This is a genomic window from Pseudomonas sp. JV449 (assembly GCF_032424295.1).
Classification (GTDB): Bacteria; Pseudomonadota; Gammaproteobacteria; order Pseudomonadales; family Pseudomonadaceae; genus Aquipseudomonas; species Aquipseudomonas marginalis.
The window spans coordinates 1-19,903 of sequence record NZ_VYKD01000019.1 but is presented as its reverse complement, the minus strand read 5'-3'; the positions used below and the strand labels follow the sequence as shown (position 1 = coordinate 19,903).

The 19,903-nt window shown below is 63.9% G+C and carries 21 protein-coding genes and 1 pseudogene; 14 read left to right on the top strand and 8 right to left on the bottom strand.

What is annotated here, in order from left to right; translation table 11 throughout:
• Nucleotides 1-99: 99 nt before the first annotated feature.
• From F6S08_RS17570 to nirS, 5 genes and pseudogenes are all read right to left on the bottom strand, one after another.
• Nucleotides 100-549: pseudogene (locus F6S08_RS17570) on the bottom strand (Lrp/AsnC family transcriptional regulator); the annotation flags it as partial.
• Between the two features lies 1 nt (nucleotide 550).
• A complete protein-coding gene (locus tag F6S08_RS17565) occupies nucleotides 551-1,720 on the bottom strand; it encodes a cytochrome D1 domain-containing protein (protein WP_315872048.1) in 1,170 nt (389 codons plus the stop codon).
• Entirely contained in the window at nucleotides 1,717-2,034 is a 318-nt protein-coding gene (locus F6S08_RS17560; protein ID WP_027607199.1) for a c-type cytochrome, read from the bottom strand. Before F6S08_RS17560 ends, F6S08_RS17565 begins: the two co-directional genes overlap by 4 nt.
• Nucleotides 2,035-2,050: 16 nt before the next feature.
• A complete protein-coding gene (locus F6S08_RS17555) occupies nucleotides 2,051-2,365 on the bottom strand; it encodes a c-type cytochrome (RefSeq protein ID WP_065924632.1) in 315 nt (104 codons plus the stop codon).
• A 24-nt stretch (nucleotides 2,366-2,389) separates the two neighbouring features.
• Nucleotides 2,390-3,958, bottom strand: a complete 1,569-nt coding sequence (gene nirS, locus F6S08_RS17550) for a nitrite reductase (RefSeq protein ID WP_235865625.1) — start codon at nucleotides 3,956-3,958, stop codon at nucleotides 2,390-2,392.
• 300 nt (nucleotides 3,959-4,258) lie between these two features.
• Here nirS and F6S08_RS17545 point away from each other — a divergent pair, with 300 nt between their 5' ends.
• The 6 genes from F6S08_RS17545 to F6S08_RS17520 all read left to right on the top strand — a co-directional run bounded on the left by F6S08_RS17545 (nucleotide 4,259) and on the right by F6S08_RS17520 (nucleotide 10,573).
• Entirely contained in the window at nucleotides 4,259-5,035 is a 777-nt protein-coding gene (locus F6S08_RS17545; protein ID WP_315872047.1) for a CbbQ/NirQ/NorQ/GpvN family protein, read from the top strand.
• A complete protein-coding gene (locus F6S08_RS17540; RefSeq protein ID WP_315872046.1) occupies nucleotides 5,019-5,582 on the top strand; it encodes a cytochrome c oxidase subunit 3 in 564 nt (187 codons plus the stop codon). The genes F6S08_RS17545 and F6S08_RS17540 overlap by 17 nt, the downstream gene beginning before the upstream one ends.
• A 7-nt stretch (nucleotides 5,583-5,589) precedes the next feature.
• A complete protein-coding gene (locus F6S08_RS17535) occupies nucleotides 5,590-5,838 on the top strand; it encodes a cytochrome C oxidase subunit IV family protein (RefSeq protein ID WP_315872045.1) in 249 nt (82 codons plus the stop codon).
• A 459-nt stretch (nucleotides 5,839-6,297) separates the two neighbouring features.
• On the top strand, nucleotides 6,298-6,738 hold the full coding sequence (locus F6S08_RS17530) for a c-type cytochrome (RefSeq protein ID WP_065924637.1): 441 nt from the start codon (nucleotides 6,298-6,300) through the stop codon (nucleotides 6,736-6,738).
• Between the two features lie 3 nt (nucleotides 6,739-6,741).
• Nucleotides 6,742-8,163 (top strand): cbb3-type cytochrome c oxidase subunit I, encoded by a 1,422-nt coding sequence (locus tag F6S08_RS17525; RefSeq protein ID WP_137212226.1) that lies wholly within the window; start codon nucleotides 6,742-6,744, stop codon nucleotides 8,161-8,163.
• A gap of 568 nt (nucleotides 8,164-8,731) precedes the next feature.
• Nucleotides 8,732-10,573 (top strand): nitric oxide reductase activation protein NorD, encoded by a 1,842-nt coding sequence (locus F6S08_RS17520; protein ID WP_065924639.1) that lies wholly within the window; start codon nucleotides 8,732-8,734, stop codon nucleotides 10,571-10,573.
• On the opposite strand, the gene F6S08_RS17515 is transcribed toward F6S08_RS17520, so the two are convergent.
• Both F6S08_RS17515 and F6S08_RS17510 read right to left on the bottom strand, forming a co-directional pair.
• Nucleotides 10,567-10,758 carry a protein DnrP gene (locus F6S08_RS17515; RefSeq protein WP_065924640.1) on the bottom strand — a complete coding sequence of 64 codons (192 nt, stop codon included), beginning with the start codon at nucleotides 10,756-10,758 and terminating at the stop codon, nucleotides 10,567-10,569. The two genes, F6S08_RS17520 and F6S08_RS17515, sit on opposite strands and share 7 nt — an antisense overlap.
• Complete coding sequence (locus tag F6S08_RS17510; protein WP_053134436.1) at nucleotides 10,755-11,438, bottom strand: Crp/Fnr family transcriptional regulator; 684 nt, start codon at nucleotides 11,436-11,438, stop codon at nucleotides 10,755-10,757. Before F6S08_RS17510 ends, F6S08_RS17515 begins: the two co-directional genes overlap by 4 nt.
• A gap of 353 nt (nucleotides 11,439-11,791) precedes the next feature.
• Between F6S08_RS17510 and F6S08_RS17505 the strand changes: the two genes are divergently transcribed.
• The 8 genes from F6S08_RS17505 to F6S08_RS17470 all read left to right on the top strand — a co-directional run bounded on the left by F6S08_RS17505 (nucleotide 11,792) and on the right by F6S08_RS17470 (nucleotide 18,905).
• Nucleotides 11,792-12,982: an NnrS family protein gene (locus tag F6S08_RS17505; RefSeq protein ID WP_065924641.1), complete on the top strand. Its 1,191-nt coding sequence runs from the start codon at nucleotides 11,792-11,794 to the stop codon at nucleotides 12,980-12,982.
• Nucleotides 12,983-12,991: 9 nt separating this feature from the next.
• Nucleotides 12,992-13,423 (top strand): hypothetical protein, encoded by a 432-nt coding sequence (locus tag F6S08_RS17500; protein WP_074847063.1) that lies wholly within the window; start codon nucleotides 12,992-12,994, stop codon nucleotides 13,421-13,423.
• 586 nt (nucleotides 13,424-14,009) lie between these two features.
• The gene (gene pdxH, locus F6S08_RS17495) at nucleotides 14,010-14,657 is read left to right on the top strand and encodes a pyridoxamine 5'-phosphate oxidase (RefSeq protein WP_074847062.1); all 648 of its coding nucleotides are present in this window, start codon (nucleotides 14,010-14,012) and stop codon (nucleotides 14,655-14,657) included.
• A gap of 85 nt (nucleotides 14,658-14,742) precedes the next feature.
• Complete coding sequence (moaB, locus tag F6S08_RS17490; RefSeq protein ID WP_065924644.1) at nucleotides 14,743-15,297, top strand: molybdenum cofactor biosynthesis protein B; 555 nt, start codon at nucleotides 14,743-14,745, stop codon at nucleotides 15,295-15,297.
• The gene (glp, locus tag F6S08_RS17485) at nucleotides 15,294-16,526 is read left to right on the top strand and encodes a gephyrin-like molybdotransferase Glp (RefSeq protein ID WP_315872044.1); all 1,233 of its coding nucleotides are present in this window, start codon (nucleotides 15,294-15,296) and stop codon (nucleotides 16,524-16,526) included. Before moaB ends, glp begins: the two co-directional genes overlap by 4 nt.
• 9 nt (nucleotides 16,527-16,535) lie before the next feature.
• Nucleotides 16,536-17,531, top strand: a complete 996-nt coding sequence (locus F6S08_RS17480; protein ID WP_065948136.1) for a peptidase U32 family protein — start codon at nucleotides 16,536-16,538, stop codon at nucleotides 17,529-17,531.
• A gap of 10 nt (nucleotides 17,532-17,541) precedes the next feature.
• Nucleotides 17,542-18,432, top strand: coding sequence for a U32 family peptidase (locus F6S08_RS17475; RefSeq protein ID WP_315872043.1), 891 nt, complete (start codon nucleotides 17,542-17,544; stop codon nucleotides 18,430-18,432).
• The gene (locus tag F6S08_RS17470) at nucleotides 18,426-18,905 is read left to right on the top strand and encodes an SCP2 domain-containing protein (RefSeq protein ID WP_065924647.1); all 480 of its coding nucleotides are present in this window, start codon (nucleotides 18,426-18,428) and stop codon (nucleotides 18,903-18,905) included. The genes F6S08_RS17475 and F6S08_RS17470 overlap by 7 nt, the downstream gene beginning before the upstream one ends.
• Here the strand turns inward: F6S08_RS17470 and F6S08_RS17465 are convergent, their stop codons facing one another.
• Nucleotides 18,906-19,586 carry a Crp/Fnr family transcriptional regulator gene (locus F6S08_RS17465; protein WP_065924648.1) on the bottom strand — a complete coding sequence of 227 codons (681 nt, stop codon included), beginning with the start codon at nucleotides 19,584-19,586 and terminating at the stop codon, nucleotides 18,906-18,908.
• Nucleotides 19,587-19,903 lie beyond the last annotated feature (317 nt).

The window sequence follows — 19,903 nt, the reverse complement described above, 5'->3', positions numbered from 1 at the left end:
AGCTGCCGAGCCTTGGCAAGGCTGCGTTTGCGGTGTGTCTGACCCACCGCTGACGCAGCCTCGCCAAGGCTCGGCAGCTGCTACGCGCGGGGCTTCTCCCGCTTCGAGGGGGAAACCGAGGTCGATGCGATAGGCGGTGAGCATCGGCAGGTCCAGGGGCGTGAGGCCGGTGTCTTGCTCCAGCTCATCGAGGATTTGCTGCAGGTGCTGGCGGTGGGGACCGGTGAGCACGAACCACAGGTTGTAACGGTGCTCGCGGGCATAGTTGTGATTGACCTCCGGGTACTGGCTGACCCGCGCCGCCACTTGTTCCAGGCGCTCGATCGGCACCGCCAGGGCGGCCAGGGTGCTGGCGCCGGCGCGGGTGTGTTCGAACACCGGGCCGATGCGCGACAAGGCGCCGGCCAGTTCCAGGCGTTGCAGGCAGGCCATCACCTCGGCCGCGCTGCAACCCAGCACCTGGGCCATTTCGCGGTAGGGCTCGGCGCACAGCGGCATGCCGTGCTGGAAGCGTTCGATCAATTGCTGGCTGAGCGAATCAAGGTCCATTTCAATACCCCATTTTTTGCGCGCGCAGGCTGAAGAAAATCCCGCTGGGACTCTGGGCCGGCAGGCTTTTCAGCAGGGTCAGGCGGTACGGGTCCCACACTTGCAGCTGTTCGCCATCGCGCACCGACAGCCACAGTTGCTCGCCACGCCCGCTGAATTCCATGTGCAGCACACCGGGGCCGGGGCGCAGGTCGGCGACCACTTGGTGGGTTTCGGTGTCGAGTACCTGCACCCGGTCGTTGTCCGGGTAGGCGAAGTTGACCCACAACTGGCGCCCGTCGGGCCGCGCAGTGACAAAGATCGGCTGCCCGGCCACCGGGATCGCCGCCGTCTGCTGCCAGGTGCGCGCGTCCATCACCAGCACCTGGTGGCGTCCCACCGCCGGCACGAACGCCTGGTCATCGGCGACGGCCCAGCCCTCCAGGTGGGGCATCTTGTACACCGGCAGCTTGGCCTGGCCCCGGCCATAGTCCTTGAGCACGCGCACCACGCCGCGCTCCGGGTGCCACAGGTCGAGCTGGGCCATGCCGTCTTCACCGAACAGCCCGGCCATGTAGTAGCGGCCGTCGGCGGTGATCAGCGCGTCATAGGGTTGCTCGCCGACGTCCTTGAAGCGGGTGATGAGCGGCGGGTTGCCGTGGCTGAAGTCGGCGCTCCAGATCTCGCCGGTGTCGAACAGGCTGAACACAAAGCGCTGCCCGGGCGCATCCACCAGGCCGACCACCCGCGAGCGTTTGCCATCGGCCATTTCCGTCGAGGGGATGTCGGCAATGAGTGCCAGGTTCTCGGCATCGAACACCTTGACCCCGCCCGGCACGTAATTGGATACGGCGATCAAGCGCCCATCCTGGCTGATGGCGCCGCCGATGCTGTTGCCGCCCTGGACGATGCGCCGCTCGATGCGTTGGCGCAGCAGGTCGATCTTGGTCAGGCCGCCATCGCGGGCAAACACGTAGGCATAGCGCTGGTCGCGGGAAAACACCGCCGAGGCGTGGGACAGGTCGCCCAGCCCCTCGATACGGGCCAGTTCGGTCATGCCGGTGCTCTCGATAATCTGCACGCTGCCACTGGCGCGTTCGATCACCAGGCCCAGGTCGCCGCTGCCGCGCAAGGCAGGTTGGGCGCAGGCACCCAGCAACAGGCACAGGGATAACAGGGTAGGACGCATCATGGTGGGGGGCTTCCTTGCAATAGGCGGTCGACCAGCCAGGCAATATCGCCGGCACTCAGCAGCGGGCCCCAACCGGGCATGGCGCGGGCAGGACGGCCGTAGGTCACGGTGGCGATCAGGCTGTCGCGGCTGTGGTGGGCGAGGGCTTGCGGTGTGAGGGCCGGACCCAGGCCGCCGGTGAGGTGCAGGCCATGGCAGGCCCCGCAATCCTGGGTCAACAGGTGTTCAAGGCGGGCAGCGTCCGGGGTGGCCGCTGCCCGCGCGGGAATCAGCAGGAGCAGCGCCATGGCCGTACCGATCATCGATGCTTGCATGGCGTGCTCCTTGTGCTTATTTCAAGGTCAGGACCCAATCGGCCAACACCTTGGCTTCATCATCGGTGACCTGGTTCGGCGGCATCGGCACCGGCCCCCAGTTGCCCTGGCTGCCGTTCTTGATGTGGCTGGCCAGGGTGGTGGCTGCGTCTTTCACACCGGCATTCTTGGCGGCGACGTCCTTCAAGGCCGGCCCCACCAGTTTGCTGTCAATCATGTGGCAGCCCACACAGGGTTTGCTGTTGAACAACCCCGGCCCGTCTTGTGCCAACACCGGTTGCAGGCTGAGCGCAGCGGCGGATGCCAGCAGTGCGAGGAGAATATTTTTCATTCGGTGACCTCGTGTTGATGGGGCTCAATAAATGTCGTGTTGGGTGTTGTAGACGTTGAATTTTCCGGTCGGCGTGATCAGGCGCTTGTCGCGGATCACCTGCTTGAGCTTCAAGGTCTTGTCATCGATCACCACCAGCGCCGACTCTTCGGTCTGGCCGTTCCACACCGAGAACCACACCTCGTCACCGGCCTTGTTGTATTCCGGTTGCACCACCCGCAGCGCGCCTTGCTTGATGCCCGAATACTCGGCAATCGGCAGCACGGTGTAGCCCTTGTCCAGCTGGTTGATGTCGAACACCGCCACCGACTGGCTGAGCTTGGCGTCGGGGTTGAGGGTGGTGTCGACATACAGGTGATGGGAGTTGGGGTGGGTCTTGATAAACAGCGAACCGCCGCCCTGGCCCTTGAGGGATTCCACCTGCTTCCAGGCGTATTGCGGGTGCTTGACCGGGTCGGTGCCGATCACCGAAATACCGCCGTCGCCCAGGTGGCTGGTAGCCCACACCGGGCCGTATTTGGGGTGAATGAAGTTGGCGCCACGGCCAGGGTGCGGGGTCTTGCCGACCTCTACCAACGCGGTGAGCTTGCGCTCCTTGGAGTCGATCACCGCGACCTTGTTGGAGTTATTCGCGGCGGTCATGAAGTAGCGGTGGGTGCTGTCCCAGCCGCCGTCATGCAGGAACGGCGCGGCGTCGATGGTGGTGATGGTGAGGTTCTTGATGTCCTGGTAATTGACCAGCATCACCTTGCCGGTTTCCTTGATATTGACGATGAACTCCGGCCACTCGTGGGAGGCGATGATCGCCGCCACGCGGGGTTCGGGGTGGTATTCCTGCTTATCGACGGTCATGCCCCGGGTGGACACGATCTGCCTGGGCTCCAGGGTTTCGCCATCCATGATGGTGAACTGCGGCGGCCAGTAGGAGCCGGCAATCGCGTACTTGTCTTCATAGCCCTTGAACTTCGAAGTCTCCACCGAGCGCGCTTCGATACCCACCTTGATCTCGGCGACTTTGGTCGGCTCCAGGGGCCACAGGTCGATCATGTCGATCTTGGCATCGCGGCCGATCACCAGCAGGTAGCGGCCAGACGCGGAGATACGCGAGATATGCACGGCGTAACCGGTGTCGATCAGCTTGATGATCTGCTTGGTGTCACCGTCCACCAGGGCGATCTTGCCGTCGTCGCGCAGGGTGACCGAGAACAGGTTTTGCAGGTTGAGGGTGTTCAGTTGTTTTTTCGGCCGGTCTTCGGGCTTGACCAGCACTTTCCAGGTCTTGAGGGTTTCGGCCATGCCCCATTCAGGCGGGGTGGGCGCGGTGTGCTGGATGAAGGTGGCCATGCTGGTGATCTGCGCCTTGGTCAGCGCATTGGACGTGCCCCAGTTGGGCATGCCGGCCGGGGAACCGTAGGTGATCAGCGCTTCCAGATACGCCTGGCCACGGGCCTGGGTGATGTCCGGGGTCAGCGGCTTGCCGGTGGCGCCCTTGCGCAACACGCCGTGGCAGCCTGCGCAGCGTTCGAAGTAAATCTGCTTGGAGGCGTCGAACTCCGCCTGGCTCATATCCGGCGCGCCGGGGCTTTTCACCATCCCGGTCGGCGCGTCGCCATGGGCGTTGATGGGCAATGCGAGGGCCAGGGCGCAGCTCAGGCTGGCAAGACTCAGGACCCAGGGTTTTCTGTTGCGAGTCAGCATTCCATATCTCCTCAGGCAAGACCTTTGCGATGCCCGGCGAAGGCGGGGTAGAGCGCAGGTTCTTAGTGCCAGGCAAGACTATGTTGCAGTGGCGCAAGGCTCGCTTGACGGCGATCAAGTTTGCCGTTGTACGTGCTTGCCAGGTTGTCGCAGGGGCCCTTAGCGTGGGGGCCGAACCCGTTGCGAGTACGCGTAATGACCGAGCCCTTCTACCAACCGCTGGATAACGAACAGCAACTGTTCGAACACGCCTGGCGCCACCATCTGCCGGTGCTGATCAAAGGCCCCACCGGCTGTGGCAAGACGCGCTTCGTGCAGCACATGGCGCATCGCCTGAACCTGCCGCTGTACACCGTGGCCTGCCACGACGACCTCAGCGCCGCCGACCTGCTCGGCCGCCACCTGATCGGCACCGACGGCACCTGGTGGCAGGACGGCCCACTGACCCGCGCCGTGCGCGAAGGCGGGATCTGCTACCTCGACGAAGTTGTCGAAGCACGCCAGGACACCGCCGTGGTGCTGCACCCGATTGCCGATGAACGCCGTGAACTGTTCCTGGAACGCACCGGCGAAGTGCTCAAGGCGCCGTCGTCGTTCATGCTGGTGGTGTCGTACAACCCCGGCTACCAGAACCTGCTCAAGGGCATGAAACCCAGCACCCGCCAGCGCTTCGTGGCGATGCGGTTTGCCTACCCGCCGGTGGCCGACGAAGAACGCATCGTCGCCCGCGAGGCCGGTGTGGATGTGGCGCTGGCCGCCCAGGTCGTGCGCCTGGGCCAGGCGTTGCGTCGGCTTGACCAGCATGACCTGGAGGAGGTGGCCTCCACCCGGCTGCTGATCTTCACCGCCCGCCTGATCGGCGCCGGCATGAGCCCACGCGCAGCCTGCCTTGCGTGCCTGGCCGAACCGCTGAGCGACGACCCGCAGACCGTCGCCGCGCTGATGGACGTGGTGGATGTGCACTTTGCCTGAACCGCGCCGGCTGCCAGGCGACCTGGCGATGTGGTTTTTTATCCTCGCCGAGCTGTCGGTGTTCGCGCTTCTGATCCTCACGTTTGCCGTGACCCAGGTGCTCAAGCCCGAGCTGTTTGCCGCCGGGCGCGCACAGCTGGATACCTCGACCGGGTTGGCGATGACCTTGAGCCTGCTGACCGCAGGCTTGTTGGCAGCGTTGGCGGTGCAGCAGGTGCGTTTGGGACACTCGCGTCGGGGCGCTTGCTTGTTGTGGGGGGCGTTGTTGGTGGCGCTGGTGTATGTGGCGATCAAACTCACCGAGTACGCCCACCTGGGCGCTGCCGGACTGGGCCTGGAGCACAGCACGTTTTTTACCTTGTACTGGATACTCACGGGGTTTCATTTCCTGCATGTGCTACTGGGGATGGTGATTCTCGGGTGGCTGGCGCTGGGCTGCTGGTGCGGCGGGCTGTCAGTCGGCGGGCTGGAGTCCGGGGTGCTGTATTGGCACATGGTGGATCTGGTGTGGGTGGTGCTGTTTCCGTTGGTCTATGTGATTCACTGAGGTGGGTATGACGGATTCCCAGACGCTGATCCTGTGTTGGCTGATGTTGGTGGTGCTGAGCGTTGGCACTGTACTGACGGGGGCGTCCGGGTTGTGGTGGGGGGTGTTGTTGCTGGCGGTGGTCAAGGGGTGGGTGATTGTGGATGGGTTTATGGAATTGCGGCGTGGGCCGTGGTTGTGGCGGTTTGTGATGGTGGGGTGGGTGGGGGTGTTGATCGCGTTGGTTGGGCTGAGTACATATCCGTTTTTTCGGTAACGGCGGCCTATGGTTCCGCTCTTACAGCGGGTCACTTTGGAAAAGAGCCGGAATGCCGGCCCAGCCCAAAGTAACCAAAGGGCTCTTGCCCCAACACTCGGTGCCTCGCCTAGGCTCGGCATACCCTCACTCCGGCTTGAATCCGTGGGCCGCCGTCATGGGCCAAGGATGGCCCATCGCGGCGGCCCACGCTCCAAAGCCTTCGTTCGGGCACACCGAGCCTAGGCGAGGTGCCGAGTGTTGGGGCGAAGCGTTTTTGGTTACTTTTGGCGCTCTTCCAAAAGTGACCCGCTGTAAGAGCGGAACCATAGGCCGCCGTTACCTTAATAACGGATATGTACCCAACCCCCCCCCAAAAAAAATACCCCACCAAAACCATCAACAATTCTTGATCGCCATCAAGCAGTTTCCACCCCCCACCTCCCTATCATTCCCTGGCCAAGCAATGAGGAAGCGACCATGTCAGAGACCTTCACCAAGGGCATGGCCAGGAATATCTACTTCGGAGGAAGCGTGTTCTTCTTCCTGATTTTCCTGGCCCTGACCTACCACACCGAACAAACCTTTCCCGCCCGCAGCAACGTCGACCAACTCAGCGAATCCGTCGTTCGCGGCAAGGGCGTCTGGGAGCGCAACAACTGCGTCGGCTGCCACACCTTGCTGGGCGAGGGCGCTTATTTCGCGCCGGAGCTGGGCAATGTGTTCAAGCGCCGGGGCGGCGAAGAAGGGTTCAAGCCGTTCCTGCAAGCCTGGATGAAAATGCAGCCCCTGGGTGTACCGGGGCGGCGGGCCATGCCGCAATTCAATCTCAGTGACCAGGAGGTGGACGATATGGCCGAGTTCCTCAAATGGAGCTCGAAGATCAATACCAATAACTGGCCACCGAACAAGGAGGGCTGAGCCATGCGCAGTGCCAATCCATACTTGAAATTCCAATCCCAGGCCGTGGCCAAACCCTACTTTGTGTTCGCCCTGATCCTGTTTCTCGGTCAGGTGCTGTTCGGTTTGATCATGGGCCTGCAATACGTCATCGGCGACTTTCTGTTCCCGTTGATCCCCTTCAACGTGGCACGGATGGTCCACACCAACCTGCTGATCGTGTGGCTGCTGTTCGGCTTTATGGGCGCGGCTTACTACCTGATACCCGAGGAGGCCGAACGCGAGCTGCACAGCCCGAAACTGGCGATCATCCTGTTCTGGGTGTTCGCCGCCGCCGGGGTGTTGACCATCCTCGGCTACCTGATGGTGCCGTATGCGGCGCTGGCCAGGCTGACCCACAACGAGCTGCTGCCGACCATGGGTCGTGAGTTCCTGGAGCAACCGACCATTACCAAAATGGGCATCGTCGTGGTGTGCCTGGGCTTTCTGTACAACATCGGCATGACCCTGCTCAAGGGCCGCAAGACCACCGTCAGCATGGTGATGATGACCGGGTTGATTGGTCTCGCGGTGTTCTTCCTGTTCTCTTTCTACAACCCCGGCAACCTGGCGCGTGACAAGTTCTACTGGTGGTGGGTGGTGCATCTGTGGGTCGAAGGCGTGTGGGAACTGATCATGGGCTCGATGCTGGCTTTCGTGCTGATCAAGGTCACCGGCGTCGACCGCGAAGTGGTGGAGAAATGGCTTTACGTGATCATCGCCATGGCCTTGATCACCGGGATCATCGGCACCGGTCACCACTTTTTCTGGATCGGTGCGCCTGAGGTGTGGCTGTGGGTTGGTTCGATCTTCTCGGCCCTGGAGCCGCTGCCGTTCCTGGCGATGGTGATGTTCGCCTTCACCATGGTGAAGCAACGTCGGCGCCAGCACCCGAATCGCGCGGCGACGTTGTGGGCTAAGGGCACCACGGTCACGGCGTTCTTCGGCGCAGGCGTGTGGGGGTTCCTGCACACCCTGGCACCAGTCAACTTCTACACCCACGGCACCCAACTCACCGCCGCCCACGGGCACCTGGCGTTCTTCGGTGCCTACGCAATGATCGTGATGACCCTGATCAGCTACGCCATGCCCCGCCTGCGCGGTATCGGTGAAGCGCCGGACGCGCGTTCGCAGACCCTCGAAATCTGGGGCTTCTGGATGATGGTGCTGTCGATGGTGATGATCACGCTGTTCCTCACCGCCGCCGGGGCCGTGCAGGTCTGGCTGCAACGCTGGCAGGTGGACGGGGTGGCCTTGCCGTTCATGGCCACGGTGGAGCATTTGCAGGGACTGTTCTGGGCGCGGTTGGTCAGTGGGGTGGGCTTTCTGATGGGGTTGCTCTGCTACCTGCTCAGCTTCCGGCAACGTGCTCGGATGGCTGGAGCACCGGTGCCGATCGTCTACTGAAGTAACGCGGTCCAAATGTGGGAGGGGCGGTGCGACGATTCGACTTGCCCCCGATGGCGGCCTCTGGGCCGACCGCTTTTTGGGGGGTGAGTACATATCCGTTGCTGCGGTAACGGCTGCTTAGGGTTCCGCTCTTACAGCGGGTCACTTTTGGAAGAGCGCCAAAAGTAACCAAAAACGCTTCGCCCCAACACTCGGCACCTCGCCTAGGCTCGGTGTGCCCGAACGAAGGCTTTGGAGCGTGGGCCGCCGCAATGGGCCATCCATGGCCCAGTGCGGCTAACCCGGCGTCCTGCCGGGTTACCCACGCTCCAAAGCCTGCGTTCGGCCAGCGTGTTTGACGGGGCGATTTGAGATCAAGAGCCAAAGCGCGGCGGCCTTAGAGCCGACCGGAGTTGGGGCTGGTGTACTCGGTAAATGTGTGGGGCTTGCCCCCGATGAGGGAGTGTCAGTCACTTATTTTTTAACTGACCCGGCGCTATCGGGGGCAAGTCGAATTGTCGCACCGCCCCTCCCACATTTTGACTGCAGTGTGCCTGTCAAATATCAAACAGTTGGAGCCCATCCCATGGCCTTTACCCTTGAATTGGAAGAATGGGTCGGCAGTGCCTGGCACCGCTTTATCACCCGCCGCGCCAGCGCCGATTTCCCGGCGGCGCGGGTCGAGCTGGTCGACCGCCAGCGCAGCCTCGCCGTATTGTTTCGCGCCTTGGGCGGTGCCAGCGGGATCGCCCTCGAAGCCGCCAGCGAACGCGACCTGCTGCTGCGCCGCAACCTGTTGATGCGCATCGCCGGCACCTGCCGGCATGCGCCGCTGGCCTCCTGCGATGGCAACCGCCTGCGCCTGCCGTCGAGCCTGGCGGTGTACCCCACCGTCGCCTTGAACCGGGAGCTGTACCGCTGGCTGGCGCTGCTGGCCGCCCATGCAGGCCCCATGGCCCATTGGGCCCGGGACAACCAGCGCTGGACCTGGCTGCTGCTGCAACGCTACCCGGCGCTGTTGCCCAGTTACCAGCGCCTGGTGGACGCCCATATTACGCTGCGCCCCGACCCGGCCAGCCTGAGCCCCGCTGAAGCTGCCCTGGAAAAAGCCTTGCGCAAGGCCCTGCGCGAGCCCGGCAGCGTGCGCCATTTACCCCGCAGCGAACGCGCCGCCTGGCCGTTGCCCTTATGGCTTTACCCGCCGTTGCACCTGGACACGCCCCAGGCCCTCGACCTTGAAGACGACGGCGACGACCTCGCCACCCCGTCCGGGGAGCAGCAGGGCGCGCCCAAACGTGCCTGCCGTGTGGATGATCACAGCCGTGATGGCGGCCTGCTGGTGGTGCGCCTGGAAAACCTGTTCAGCTGGACCGAGCACGTCGACCTCGATCGCTGGGCCGACGACAGTGAGGACCCGGACGCCGCCCGCGTCGCCGAAGACCTCGACCAGTTGAGCCTGTCGCGCCAGCGCGTGCGCAAGAGTGGCGGCTTGAAGCTGCACCTCGACCTGCCTCCCGCCGAAGTGGATGACATCCCCCTCGGCGAGGGCATCAAGCTGCCCGAGTGGGATTACCGTCAACAATGCCTGCAACCCGGTTTCGTCAATCTGCAACGGATGCAGCCACGTGCCGATGCACCGCAACCGTTACCAGCCCGATTACTCGGCCCGGCCCAGCGCCTGCGCCGCCAGTTCCAGCAACTGCGCACCGACCGCCAATGGCTGCGCCAGCAACCCCAGGGCGCGGAGCTGGACCTGCAAGCCTGGGTGGATTTTTACGTGCAACGCCAACACGGCGCCTGCACCGAACGCGGCTTGTACCAGGAGCAACGTCACACCCGACGCGACCTGGCATGCCTGCTGCTGGCGGACCTGTCGATGTCCACCGACGCGCATTTGAACGACGAGCAAAAGGTCATCGACGTGATCCGCGACAGCCTGTTGCTGTTCGGCGAAAGCCTGGACGGGCTGGGGGATGCGTTTGCGTTGTATGGCTTCTCGTCCCTGCGCCGCCATCAGGTGCGCCTGCACCAGCTCAAGACCTTCGAGCAAGTCTATGACGACCGCACGCGCGGCTGCATCCAGGCCCTCAAACCGGGGTACTACACGCGCATGGGCGCCGCGATTCGCCAGGCCACCCAGTTGCTGGGCGCGTGCAAACAGCGGCGCAAGTTGTTGTTGCTACTGACCGATGGCAAACCCAATGACCTGGATCTGTATGAGGGCCGCTACGGGGTCGAAGACACCCGCCAGGCAGTGGTCGAGGCGCGGCGCCAGGGCCTGATTCCGTTCTGCATCACCATCGACAGACAGGCCGGGGATTATTTGCCCTATATGTTCGGTGCCCATGGCTACACCCTGATCCGCCAGCCGGAGCAGCTGCCGCTGCGGTTGCCCCAGCTGTACCGGCAACTGACCGAGGGTCAGTAGAAGTCGCGCGGCAACCAGAAGAACATCGCGATGCAAAACAGCGTCAGGCTCAGGCAGAACCACTGGAAACGCCGCAAGCGAAGGGCCTGTATGCCGGCGTCCGAGGCGGGCAGGGCCATACCGCAATCCGTGCACTGCTGATGCTTGTCGGCATTGCGCTGCTGGCAGTACAGACAGGTTTTCACTCGAATTGCTCCAGGCGCAGCCGGTCCAGAATGGCGATCTGACGTCCGTCCTGGGTGATGATCTTTTCATCGATCAGGCGCCGGATAATCCGCGAAAAGGTTTCCGGCTGGATCGACAGATGCCCGGCAATCAACTGCTTGGCCATGGGCAGTTCGAAGGTGGCGTCGGTGCTGTGCAGGCGCATCAGTTGGGTCAGCAGGTAGCGCACCACGCGGTGGGTGGCGTTTTTCAGCGACAGGGTCTCGATCTCGTTGACCCGCTGGTGCAGGCGCACGCACAACGTGCCGAGCAGGGCGAAGGTCAGGCGGCTGTTGCTGTGCAGCAGGCGCATGTAGGTGGCGTTGGACAAACGGTACAATTGGGTGGGGCACACCGCTTCGGCGCAGGCCACGTAGTTGGGGGTGTCCATCAGCATCATGGCCTCGGCGAAGGTCTGGCGCTCGCCGATCACTTCGAAGACCTTCTCCTGGCCGTCGGGGGTCAAACGGTAGATCTTCACCGCACCGGCAATCACGAAGTAAAACGCATCGGCCGGTTCGCCCTGGCGGAACAGCGGCTCGCCTTTGTCGATACTCAGCAACTGGCTGTTGCCCATCAGCTCGTTGAGTTCTTCGTCGTTCAGCGGTTCGAACAGGTGATGGCTGCGCAGGATCTGGTGGTGCACGCGATGCAGCACCATGCCCGGTTCCTTGAACAGCAGCGGCGCGTTCACACCAGCACCAGCGAAAGCCCGCTGGCGGCGGCCAGCATGGAGCCGAGGATCACAAACCAGGCGAGGGGGACATAGGCGTTTTTCATCATGGCTCCAAAGCATGCTAAGGGTGTTGTAGGAGCGAGCTTGCTCGCGAAAAACCCACAGACACCGCGTTTAATCAGGATGCCCGCGTCATCGTTAACGTTCTTCGCGAGCAAGCTCGCTCCTACAGTGAGCGCAAGCGTAAGCGTTGAAGTGGGTTTGCGACTTGATCTACGACAAGGGCAACGCGCAGGTATCGGCGCAAGATTGCCGCAGTCCTGAAGGGAGACCGTGTCATGCAAGTGCTCGATCGGCGCAAGGCCATGTCGATTACCCCGTTGTTTCGCCTGGCCTTCCGGCCATTCTTCCTCGGCGCCTGTGTATTGGCGACGCTGGCAATCCCCCTGTGGCTGCTGGCCCTGGGCGGTCACCTCGGCAGCTGGCAGCCGGCGGGCGGCTGGCTGGCCTGGCATCGCCATGAGCTGCTGTTCGGCTTTGGCCTGGCGATTATCGCCGGCTTCCTGCTCACGGCAGTGCAGACCTGGACCGGCCGTCCGGGCATCAGCGGCAACGCCCTGGCGCTGCTTGCCGGCGTGTGGCTGGCGGCGCGCCTGGGGTGGTTGTTCAACCTGCACTGGCCGCTGTTGGCGGTGCTGGAGCTGACCTTTCCCCTGGCCGTCGCCGCGGTGATGGGCTGGACCCTCTGGCAGGTAAGACAGAAGCGTAATTACCCGATTGTGCTGGTGCTGGCGCTGCTGACCGTGGCCGATGCGCTGTCGCTGTATGGCTTGCTGCGCAATGACCCCGGCCTGCAACGCCAGGCGGTGCTCACCGGCCTGTGGCTGGTGGCGGCGATGATGGGCCTGATCGGCGGACGGGTGATTCCGTTTTTCACCCAGCGCGGTTTGGGCCGGGTCGAAGCGGTCAAACCCTGGGTGTGGCTGGACCTTATATTGCTTGGCGGCTCGCTGCTGATCGCCGTGCTGTATGCCGCAGGGCCCGCGTTGGGCGCCAACCTGTGGATCGGCCTGCTGTTCGCCGCACTCGGGCTGGGGCACCTGGTGCGCCTGGTCCGCTGGCATGATCGTGGCCTGTGGCGCGTGCCGTTGCTGTGGTCATTGCACCTGGCGTATGCCTGGCTGGCCGTGGCCTGCCTGGGCATGGCGCTGTGGCACTGCGGCGCGCCGCTCAATCCCAGCCTGGCCGTGCATGCATTGACCATCGGCGCCATGGCCGGGCTGATCCTGGCCATGATCGCCCGCGTCAGCTTGGGCCACACCGGCCGCCCGTTGCAGCCGCCCGCAGGGATGACCCTGGCCTTTGGGCTGCTGAACCTGGCGTGTGTGTGCCGGGTGGTGCTGGTCCTGCTGTTGCCGATGGCCGCGTTGTGGCTGGCGGGGGTGTGCTGGACCCTCGGGCTCGGCCTGTACCTGTGGCGGTATGGCCCGATGCTGTGGCAGGCGCGGGTCGATGGGCATCCAGGCTAGGGGGACGTCATGCTCTATTCCACCTTGTTGATCGTGCATCTGCTGGCGGCGATTGCGTTTATCGGCACGCTGTTTTTCGAAGTAGTGATCTGGCACAGCGCCCGTGAGGAATTGGCCTGGTCGGCGCAGTTCACCTCCGACCACGCCATTGCACGGCGTTCGCGCCAGGTACTGCACGGCGTGGTGGTGTTGCTGTACGGCGCCGGCATCGGCCTGGCCTGGCACTATCGCGGGCTGTTGGCGGTGCCCTGGGCCAGCCATTTCGGGGCGCTGCTGAGCCTGAAAATTTTGCTGGCCCTGAGCATCATCGGCCATTACCTGTGGCTGGCGTACCTGCTGGGCCATCAGCGCTTGAGCCCGAGGCGTGCGACGTGGATTCGTCGCAGCATCCTGGGGCATATGGTCGTGATCGTGATTCTGGCCAAGTTGATGTTGCGCTGATCAGGCAGGCTGATAGGTACCTGATGTATAGAGATCAAATGTGGGAGGGGCGGTGCGACGATTCGACTTGCTCCCGATGGGTCCTCTGGACCGACCATTTGCTGGGGTTGGAATGAGTACATATCCGTTGCTGCGGTAACGGCCACTTAGGGTTCCGCTCTTACAGCGGGTCACTTTTGGAAAAGAGCCCCAAAAGTAACCAAAAGGGCTCTTGCCCCAACACTCGGCACCTCGCCTAGGCTCGGTGTGCCCGAACGCAGGCTTGAATCCGTGGGCCGCCGTCATGGGCCATCCTTGGCCCAGGACGGCTAACCCGGCGTCCTGCCGGGTTACCCACGGATTCAAGCCTGCGTTCGGCCAGCGTGTTTGACGGGGCGCCTAGGATCAAGATCAAAAGCCAGAGCCAGAGCCAGAGCCAGAGCAACAGCAACAGCAACAGCAACAGCAACAACGCGATCCGTTCTGTAGAGCCCCACACCTCAAGCAATCACATGCGGCGTCATGCCACGGGTGAATGTTGATCGTGGTCAAGGGATAACGGCGCGGTAGTTCCCACACTGTGGCGAACTTTCTGGAGGACCGTGTCATGCCCTTGTCTCTTGCGCAATTGCGCCGTAACTACACCCTTTATGGTTTGCGTGATGACTTGGCGCAGGACGATCCCCTGGTGCTGTTCGGTCAGTGGCTGGATCAGGCGCGCAAAACCGAGGTGCCTCCGGCGGAGGCCAATAGCATGGCGCTGGCCACCGTGGACAGCCAGGGCCATGCGCATTGCCGCATCTTGCTGCTCAAGGGTTTCAGCGCCGAGGGTTTTTTCTTTTTCGGCCATTACCAGAGTGCCAAGGGCCAGGAGTTGGCGAGCAATCCCCATGCGGCCATGACGTTTTTCTGGCCGGGGCTGGAGCGTCAGGTGCGTATCGAAGGCCCGGTGGTGCGGGCGGATGCGCAGCTGTCGGACGATTATTTCGATGCGCGCCCGGCCGCCAGCCAGTTGGGCGCCTGGGCGTCGCCGCAAAGCCAGCCCCTTGGCCATCGCAGCGAGCTGGAAAGCCGCCTGCGTGAGGTCACCGAGCGTTTCGCCGGGCAGCAACCGCCACGCCCCGAGCATTGGGGCGGCTACCGCCTGCAGCCGCAGCGCATCGAGTTCTGGCAGGGCCGGCCCGACCGTCTGCATGACCGTCTTGACTACCGCCTGCACGCGGGCATTTGGCAGCGCACGCGCCTGGCCCCCTGAACGAGATACCTCCTTGGAGGAATAGGCCCTGCGCCCGTTGCGGCGCAGGCTGACGGCAACTTTCTTGACGCCTGGAGCCTTGATCATGGCCCATTTGAAACAACGCAATTTCGTGCCCCTGAACATCGCCGTGCTGACCATCAGTGACACCCGTACCCTCGACACCGACACCTCCGGCCAGACCCTGGTGGACCGCCTCGAAAGTGCCGGGCATGTGCTCATCGACCGTGGCCTGGTGATCGACGATATCTACCAGATTCGTGCGCAAGTCTCCCTGTGGATCGCGGACCCCGAGGTGCAAGTGGTGCTGATGACCGGCGGCACCGGTTTCACCGCCCGTGACAACACGCCCCAGGCGGTGTTGCCGTTGCTGGACAAACATGTCGAAGGCTTCGGTGAGTTGTTCCGCCAGGTGTCCCTGGCCGAGATCGGCACTTCCACCGTGCAGTCCCGCGCGTTGGCCGGCATCAGCAACGGCGTGCTGGTGTGCTGCATGCCGGGCTCGCCGGGGGCGTGTCGCACCGGCTGGGACCAGATCCTGGCGGGGCAGTTGGACAGCCGCACCGGCCCGTGCAACTTCGTGCCGCACCTCAAGCCCCAGCCTGAGCAAACCCTGCAAGCCTGCGAGTCGCGTTCATGAGTGTCTCGGTGTGTGACAGCGGCCACCTGATGCCGGTGGACGAAGCCATCGCTACGCTGCTGGCCCAGGCGCCGCCGCCGCCGAGCACCCAGGTGATTGGCCTGGAGCAGGCGCTGGGGCGGGTGGTCGCTGAAGAGCTGTTCTCGCCCCTGGATTTGCCCGGTTTCGACAACAGCGCCATGGACGGCTACGCCCTGCGCGCCGAGGACGTGCCGGCCGAAGGCGGCTACCTGATGCTCGCCGGGCGCATTGCGGCGGGGCAGCACAGCAAGGTGAGCGTGCAGGCCGGGCAGGCCGTGCGCATCTTTACCGGTGCGCCGCTACCGCCTGGCGCTGACACGGTGGTGGCCCAGGAGCGTTGCCGCCTGTACGGCCAGCGCATCTGGTGCCCGCCGGTACGTCTCGGCGAGCACGTGCGCAAGCAGGGTGAAGAGCTGCAGCGCGGGCAGACCCTGATCGCCGTCGGCAAGCGCCTGCGCGCCCAGGATATCGGCTTGCTCGCCTCGGCAGGCATCCCTCGGTTGAAAGTCTATCGCCCGTTGCGGGTGTGCCTGCTCAGCAGCGGCAACGAGTTGCGTGATCCGGGCGAGGCGCTGGTGCCGGGGCAGATCTACAACAGCAACCGCTATGCCCTGGCCGCGTTGTTGCGTGGCTGGGGCGTGGACGTGCACGACTACGGGGTGATGGCCGATGAGTTGGCCGCCAGCCGTGATGCCCTGGCCCTGGCCTCGTCCGAATGCGACCTGTTGCTGACCTCGGCGGGGGTGTCGGTGGGGGAGGAGGACCATCTCAAGCAGGCCATCGAAGCGCTCGGTCGCGTGGACTTCTGGCGCCTGGCGATCCAGCCCGGCAAACCCCTGGCATTTGGCGAAGTGGCGGGCAAGCCGTGGCTGGGCCTGCCCGGTAACCCGTCGGCGGCGCTGATCACCGCGCTGGTGGTGGTGCGCCCGTTCCTGCTGCGCGCCCAAGGGGTGGAGCGGGTGCTGCCGGTGCCGATCCAGGTGCCGGCCGCGTTCGAATGGCTCAAGCCCAACAAGCGCCGCCAGTACCTGCGTGCACGCCTGAGCCCTGGCGAGGACGGGCAATTGCGCGCCGTGCTGCATCCCCAGCAAAGCTCGGCGATGCTCACCGCCGCCTGTTGGGCCGATGGCCTGGTGATCGTCGAGCGTGAGCGTCAGGTGCTCAAGGATGAACCGGTGCCGTTTGTGTCTTTCGCTGAATTTCTCTGAGGAGCCCCCATGCAACTGGTCTGCCCGGCAGGCAACCTGCCTGCGCTTAAAGCCGCTGTGCGTCAAGGCGCCGATGCGGTGTATGTCGGTTTTCGCGATGACACCAATGCCCGGCACTTTGCCGGGTTGAACATGGACGACAAACAGTTCGACGGTGCCGTCGCCTTTATTCGCCAGCACCAGCGCAAGCTGTACGTGGCGGTCAACACCTACCCGCAACCGAAGATCTGGGCGCGCTGGCAACGCGCCGTCGACCGCGCGGCGGACCACGGCGTGGACGCCCTGATCGCCGCCGACCCCGGCGTGCTCGACTACGCCAGCCGCCAGCATCCGCACATGGCCTTGCACCTGTCGGTACAGGGCTCGGCCACCCACGCGGCGGCGCTGAAGTTCTATGCCGAACGCTATGGCATTCGCCGCGCGGTATTGCCCCGTGTGCTGTCCCTGGCCCAGGTCAAGCAGGTGGCTGCGAGCAGCCCGGTGCCCATCGAAGTGTTCGGGTTTGGCAGCCTGTGCATCATGGCCGAGGGGCGTTGCCACCTGTCTTCCTATATCACCGGCGAGTCGCCGAACCTGTGCGGCGTGTGCTCGCCGGCCAAGGCGGTGCGCTGGAGCGAAGATGCCGAGGGCTTGAGTGCGCGCCTGAGCGAAGTACTGATCGACCGCTATACCGCCGACGAACCCGCCGGTTACCCGACCCTGTGCAAGGGCCGCTTCCTGGTCGGCGGCAAACGCTTCCATGCCCTCGAAGAACCCACCAGCCTCGACACCCTCGACCTGCTGCCGGAGCTCAGCGCCATCGGCGTCGAAGCGGTCAAGATCGAAGGCCGCCAACGCAGCCCGGCGTATGTGGAACAAGTCACCCGGGTCTGGCGCGCCGCGCTCGACGCCCACCGCAGCGCACCGGCCAGCTTTGTGGTCAAGGACCAATGGCGCCAGGTGCTGGCCGGGTTATCCGAAGGCAGCCAGACCACACTCGGCGCCTACCATCGTGCATGGCAGTGAGGAGACACAGATGAAACTCAGCCTGGGACCGGTGCTGTTTTATTGGGATAAGGAACACCTGGGGCGCTTCTACTCGGACATGGCCGGCTTGCCCCTGGACGTGATTTACCTGGGCGAAACCGTGTGTGCCAAGCGCCGCGCGTTTTCCCTGGACCGTTGGTTGGGCCTGGGGCGGGAGCTGCAGACCTGCAGCCCGGCGCAGATCGTGTTGTCGAGCCTGACCTTGATCGAAGCCGCCTCCGAACTGTCGAGCCTGCGCCGCCTGTGCGACAACAGCGAGTGGCTGGTGGAGGCCAACGACATGGGCGCGGTGCAGATGCTGATCGAACGCAAATTGCCCTTTGTCGGCGGCCCGGCGCTCAACCTCTACAACGGTCAAGCCCTGGTGCAACTGCTCGACGCCGGCATGCAGCGCTGGGTGCCGCCGGTGGAGTGCTCCCAGGGCTTGATCGCCGACGTGCTGGAACAGGTGCGCGAATTGGGCCGGCCGTTACCCGAGGTGGAAATCTTCGCCTACGGCCATTTGCCCCTGGCCTACTCGGCGCGTTGCTTCACCGCCCGCGCGGAAAACCGCCCCAAGGACGATTGCCAGTTCTGCTGCATCAACTACCCCGACGGCATGCCACTGACCAGCCAGGAAGGGCAGGCGCTGTTCACCTTGAATGGCATCCAGACCATGTCCGCCGACGTTACCAACCTGCTGGCCGATTACCCCGGCCTGGTGTCCAGCGGTGCCGATCTGTTGCGCCTGAGCCCACGGGCCGAGGGCATGGTCGAGGTGGTGCGTGCCTACGACCAGGTACGCCAGGGCGCTACGCCGCCGCTGTATGTCGAAGGCTGCAACGGCTACTGGCACGGCCAGGCGGGCATGTTGCGGGTTGAGGAGGTGGGCCTGTGCTGAGTCGTAAACCATGGCTGCTCAAGGGTGCCGACCGGTTGTTGCCATTGATTCGCCGTGTTCCGTTTGGCGTACAGCGCCTGGTCTTGCAGCAGGCCCTCAACCGCTGCCTGGCCGAACCCCTGCGCGACGGCGGGTTTGACCTGCTACGCGGGCGTTGGCTGTGTTTGCGTATTCCTGACCTGGGGTTGTGCTGGTACCTGACCCTGGGGCGGGATGGGTTGCGGATTGCGCAAAAGGCTGAGGCGCAGGTCAGCATCAGTGGTAATTGGCGGGAGTTTCTGTTGCTGGCCAGCCGCCAGGAAGATCCGGATACGCTGTTCTTTCGCCGCCGGTTGGTGATTGAGGGGGATACGGAATTGGGGTTGGGGTTGAAGAATCTGATCGACAGTTTGGACCCGGATGTGTTGCCGCCTTGGTTGTGGCGGAATCTGGAGCGGGCGGGGCGGGCGTCAGCGGGCCATAGCGGGCACTGATCAGCCGGCCTGATAGCCCATCAACTGTTCTTCGCAGAGGATTCGAATGGTGCGCCGCTGCACCTCGATCAACCCGCCTTCCACCAGCCGGTGCAGGATCCTTGAAAAGGTCTCCGGCTGGATCCCCAGCTTCGACGCCACCAGGCGCTTGGGCACTTGCAGCACCACCTCGCCACTCAGCGCATCGCGCTCCTGGAACAGGAAGTTGATCACCCGACGGCTGGCGTTGGCCAGGGTCAGGGTGTCGATGTCCTTGAGGCGCTGATGCAGGTGGATGCTCATGCTGGCCAGGATCGCCAGGCAGATTTTCGGCTGGTCTTCCAGGGCCCGGCGGTAGTGCTGGCCTTCGATGCTGACCAGCACGCTGTCCTTGAGCGCGGTGGCGCTCACCGGATAGGCCTTGGCCTGGGTGAACAGCAGCGCTTCGGCAAAGGTCTGGCCGGGCTGGATGACTTCCACCAGATGTTCCTGGCCTTCACCCGTGACCCGGTGCAGCTTGATCTGGCCGCTGACCAGCAGGAAAAAACGCTCGGCCGCGTCGCCCTGATGCATCAAGGGCGCATGGCCGGGCAGGCGCTTGAGATTGGCCAGAGTGCAGACGTCCTGGAAGGTTTTTTCCGGGAGCTGGCTGAACAGGTGATGGCGACGCAGGGTGAGCACGATGTGGGGATGGGTGAGCATGGTTGGGCCTCCGCAATGGGCTAGCGTAGAGGGCTTGGGGCGGGGTTGATATGCCTCTGTGGGGGTACCTCTTGCGGGGCTTGTGTAAACAATGTGGGAGGAGGCTTGCCCCCGAAGTCCATAAGTCTCTACACAACTTTTCAGACCCAGACAAATCTCCCTGTGGTGAGCGGGCTTGTCCCGCGCTGGGCTGCGTAGCAGCCCCAAAACCAGTGTCTACAGAGTGTCTGATACACCGCATTCTTCTGGACTTGGGCTGCTACGCAGCCCAGCGCGGGACAAGCCCGCTCACCACAACAGCCCTATCTGCCGCGCGT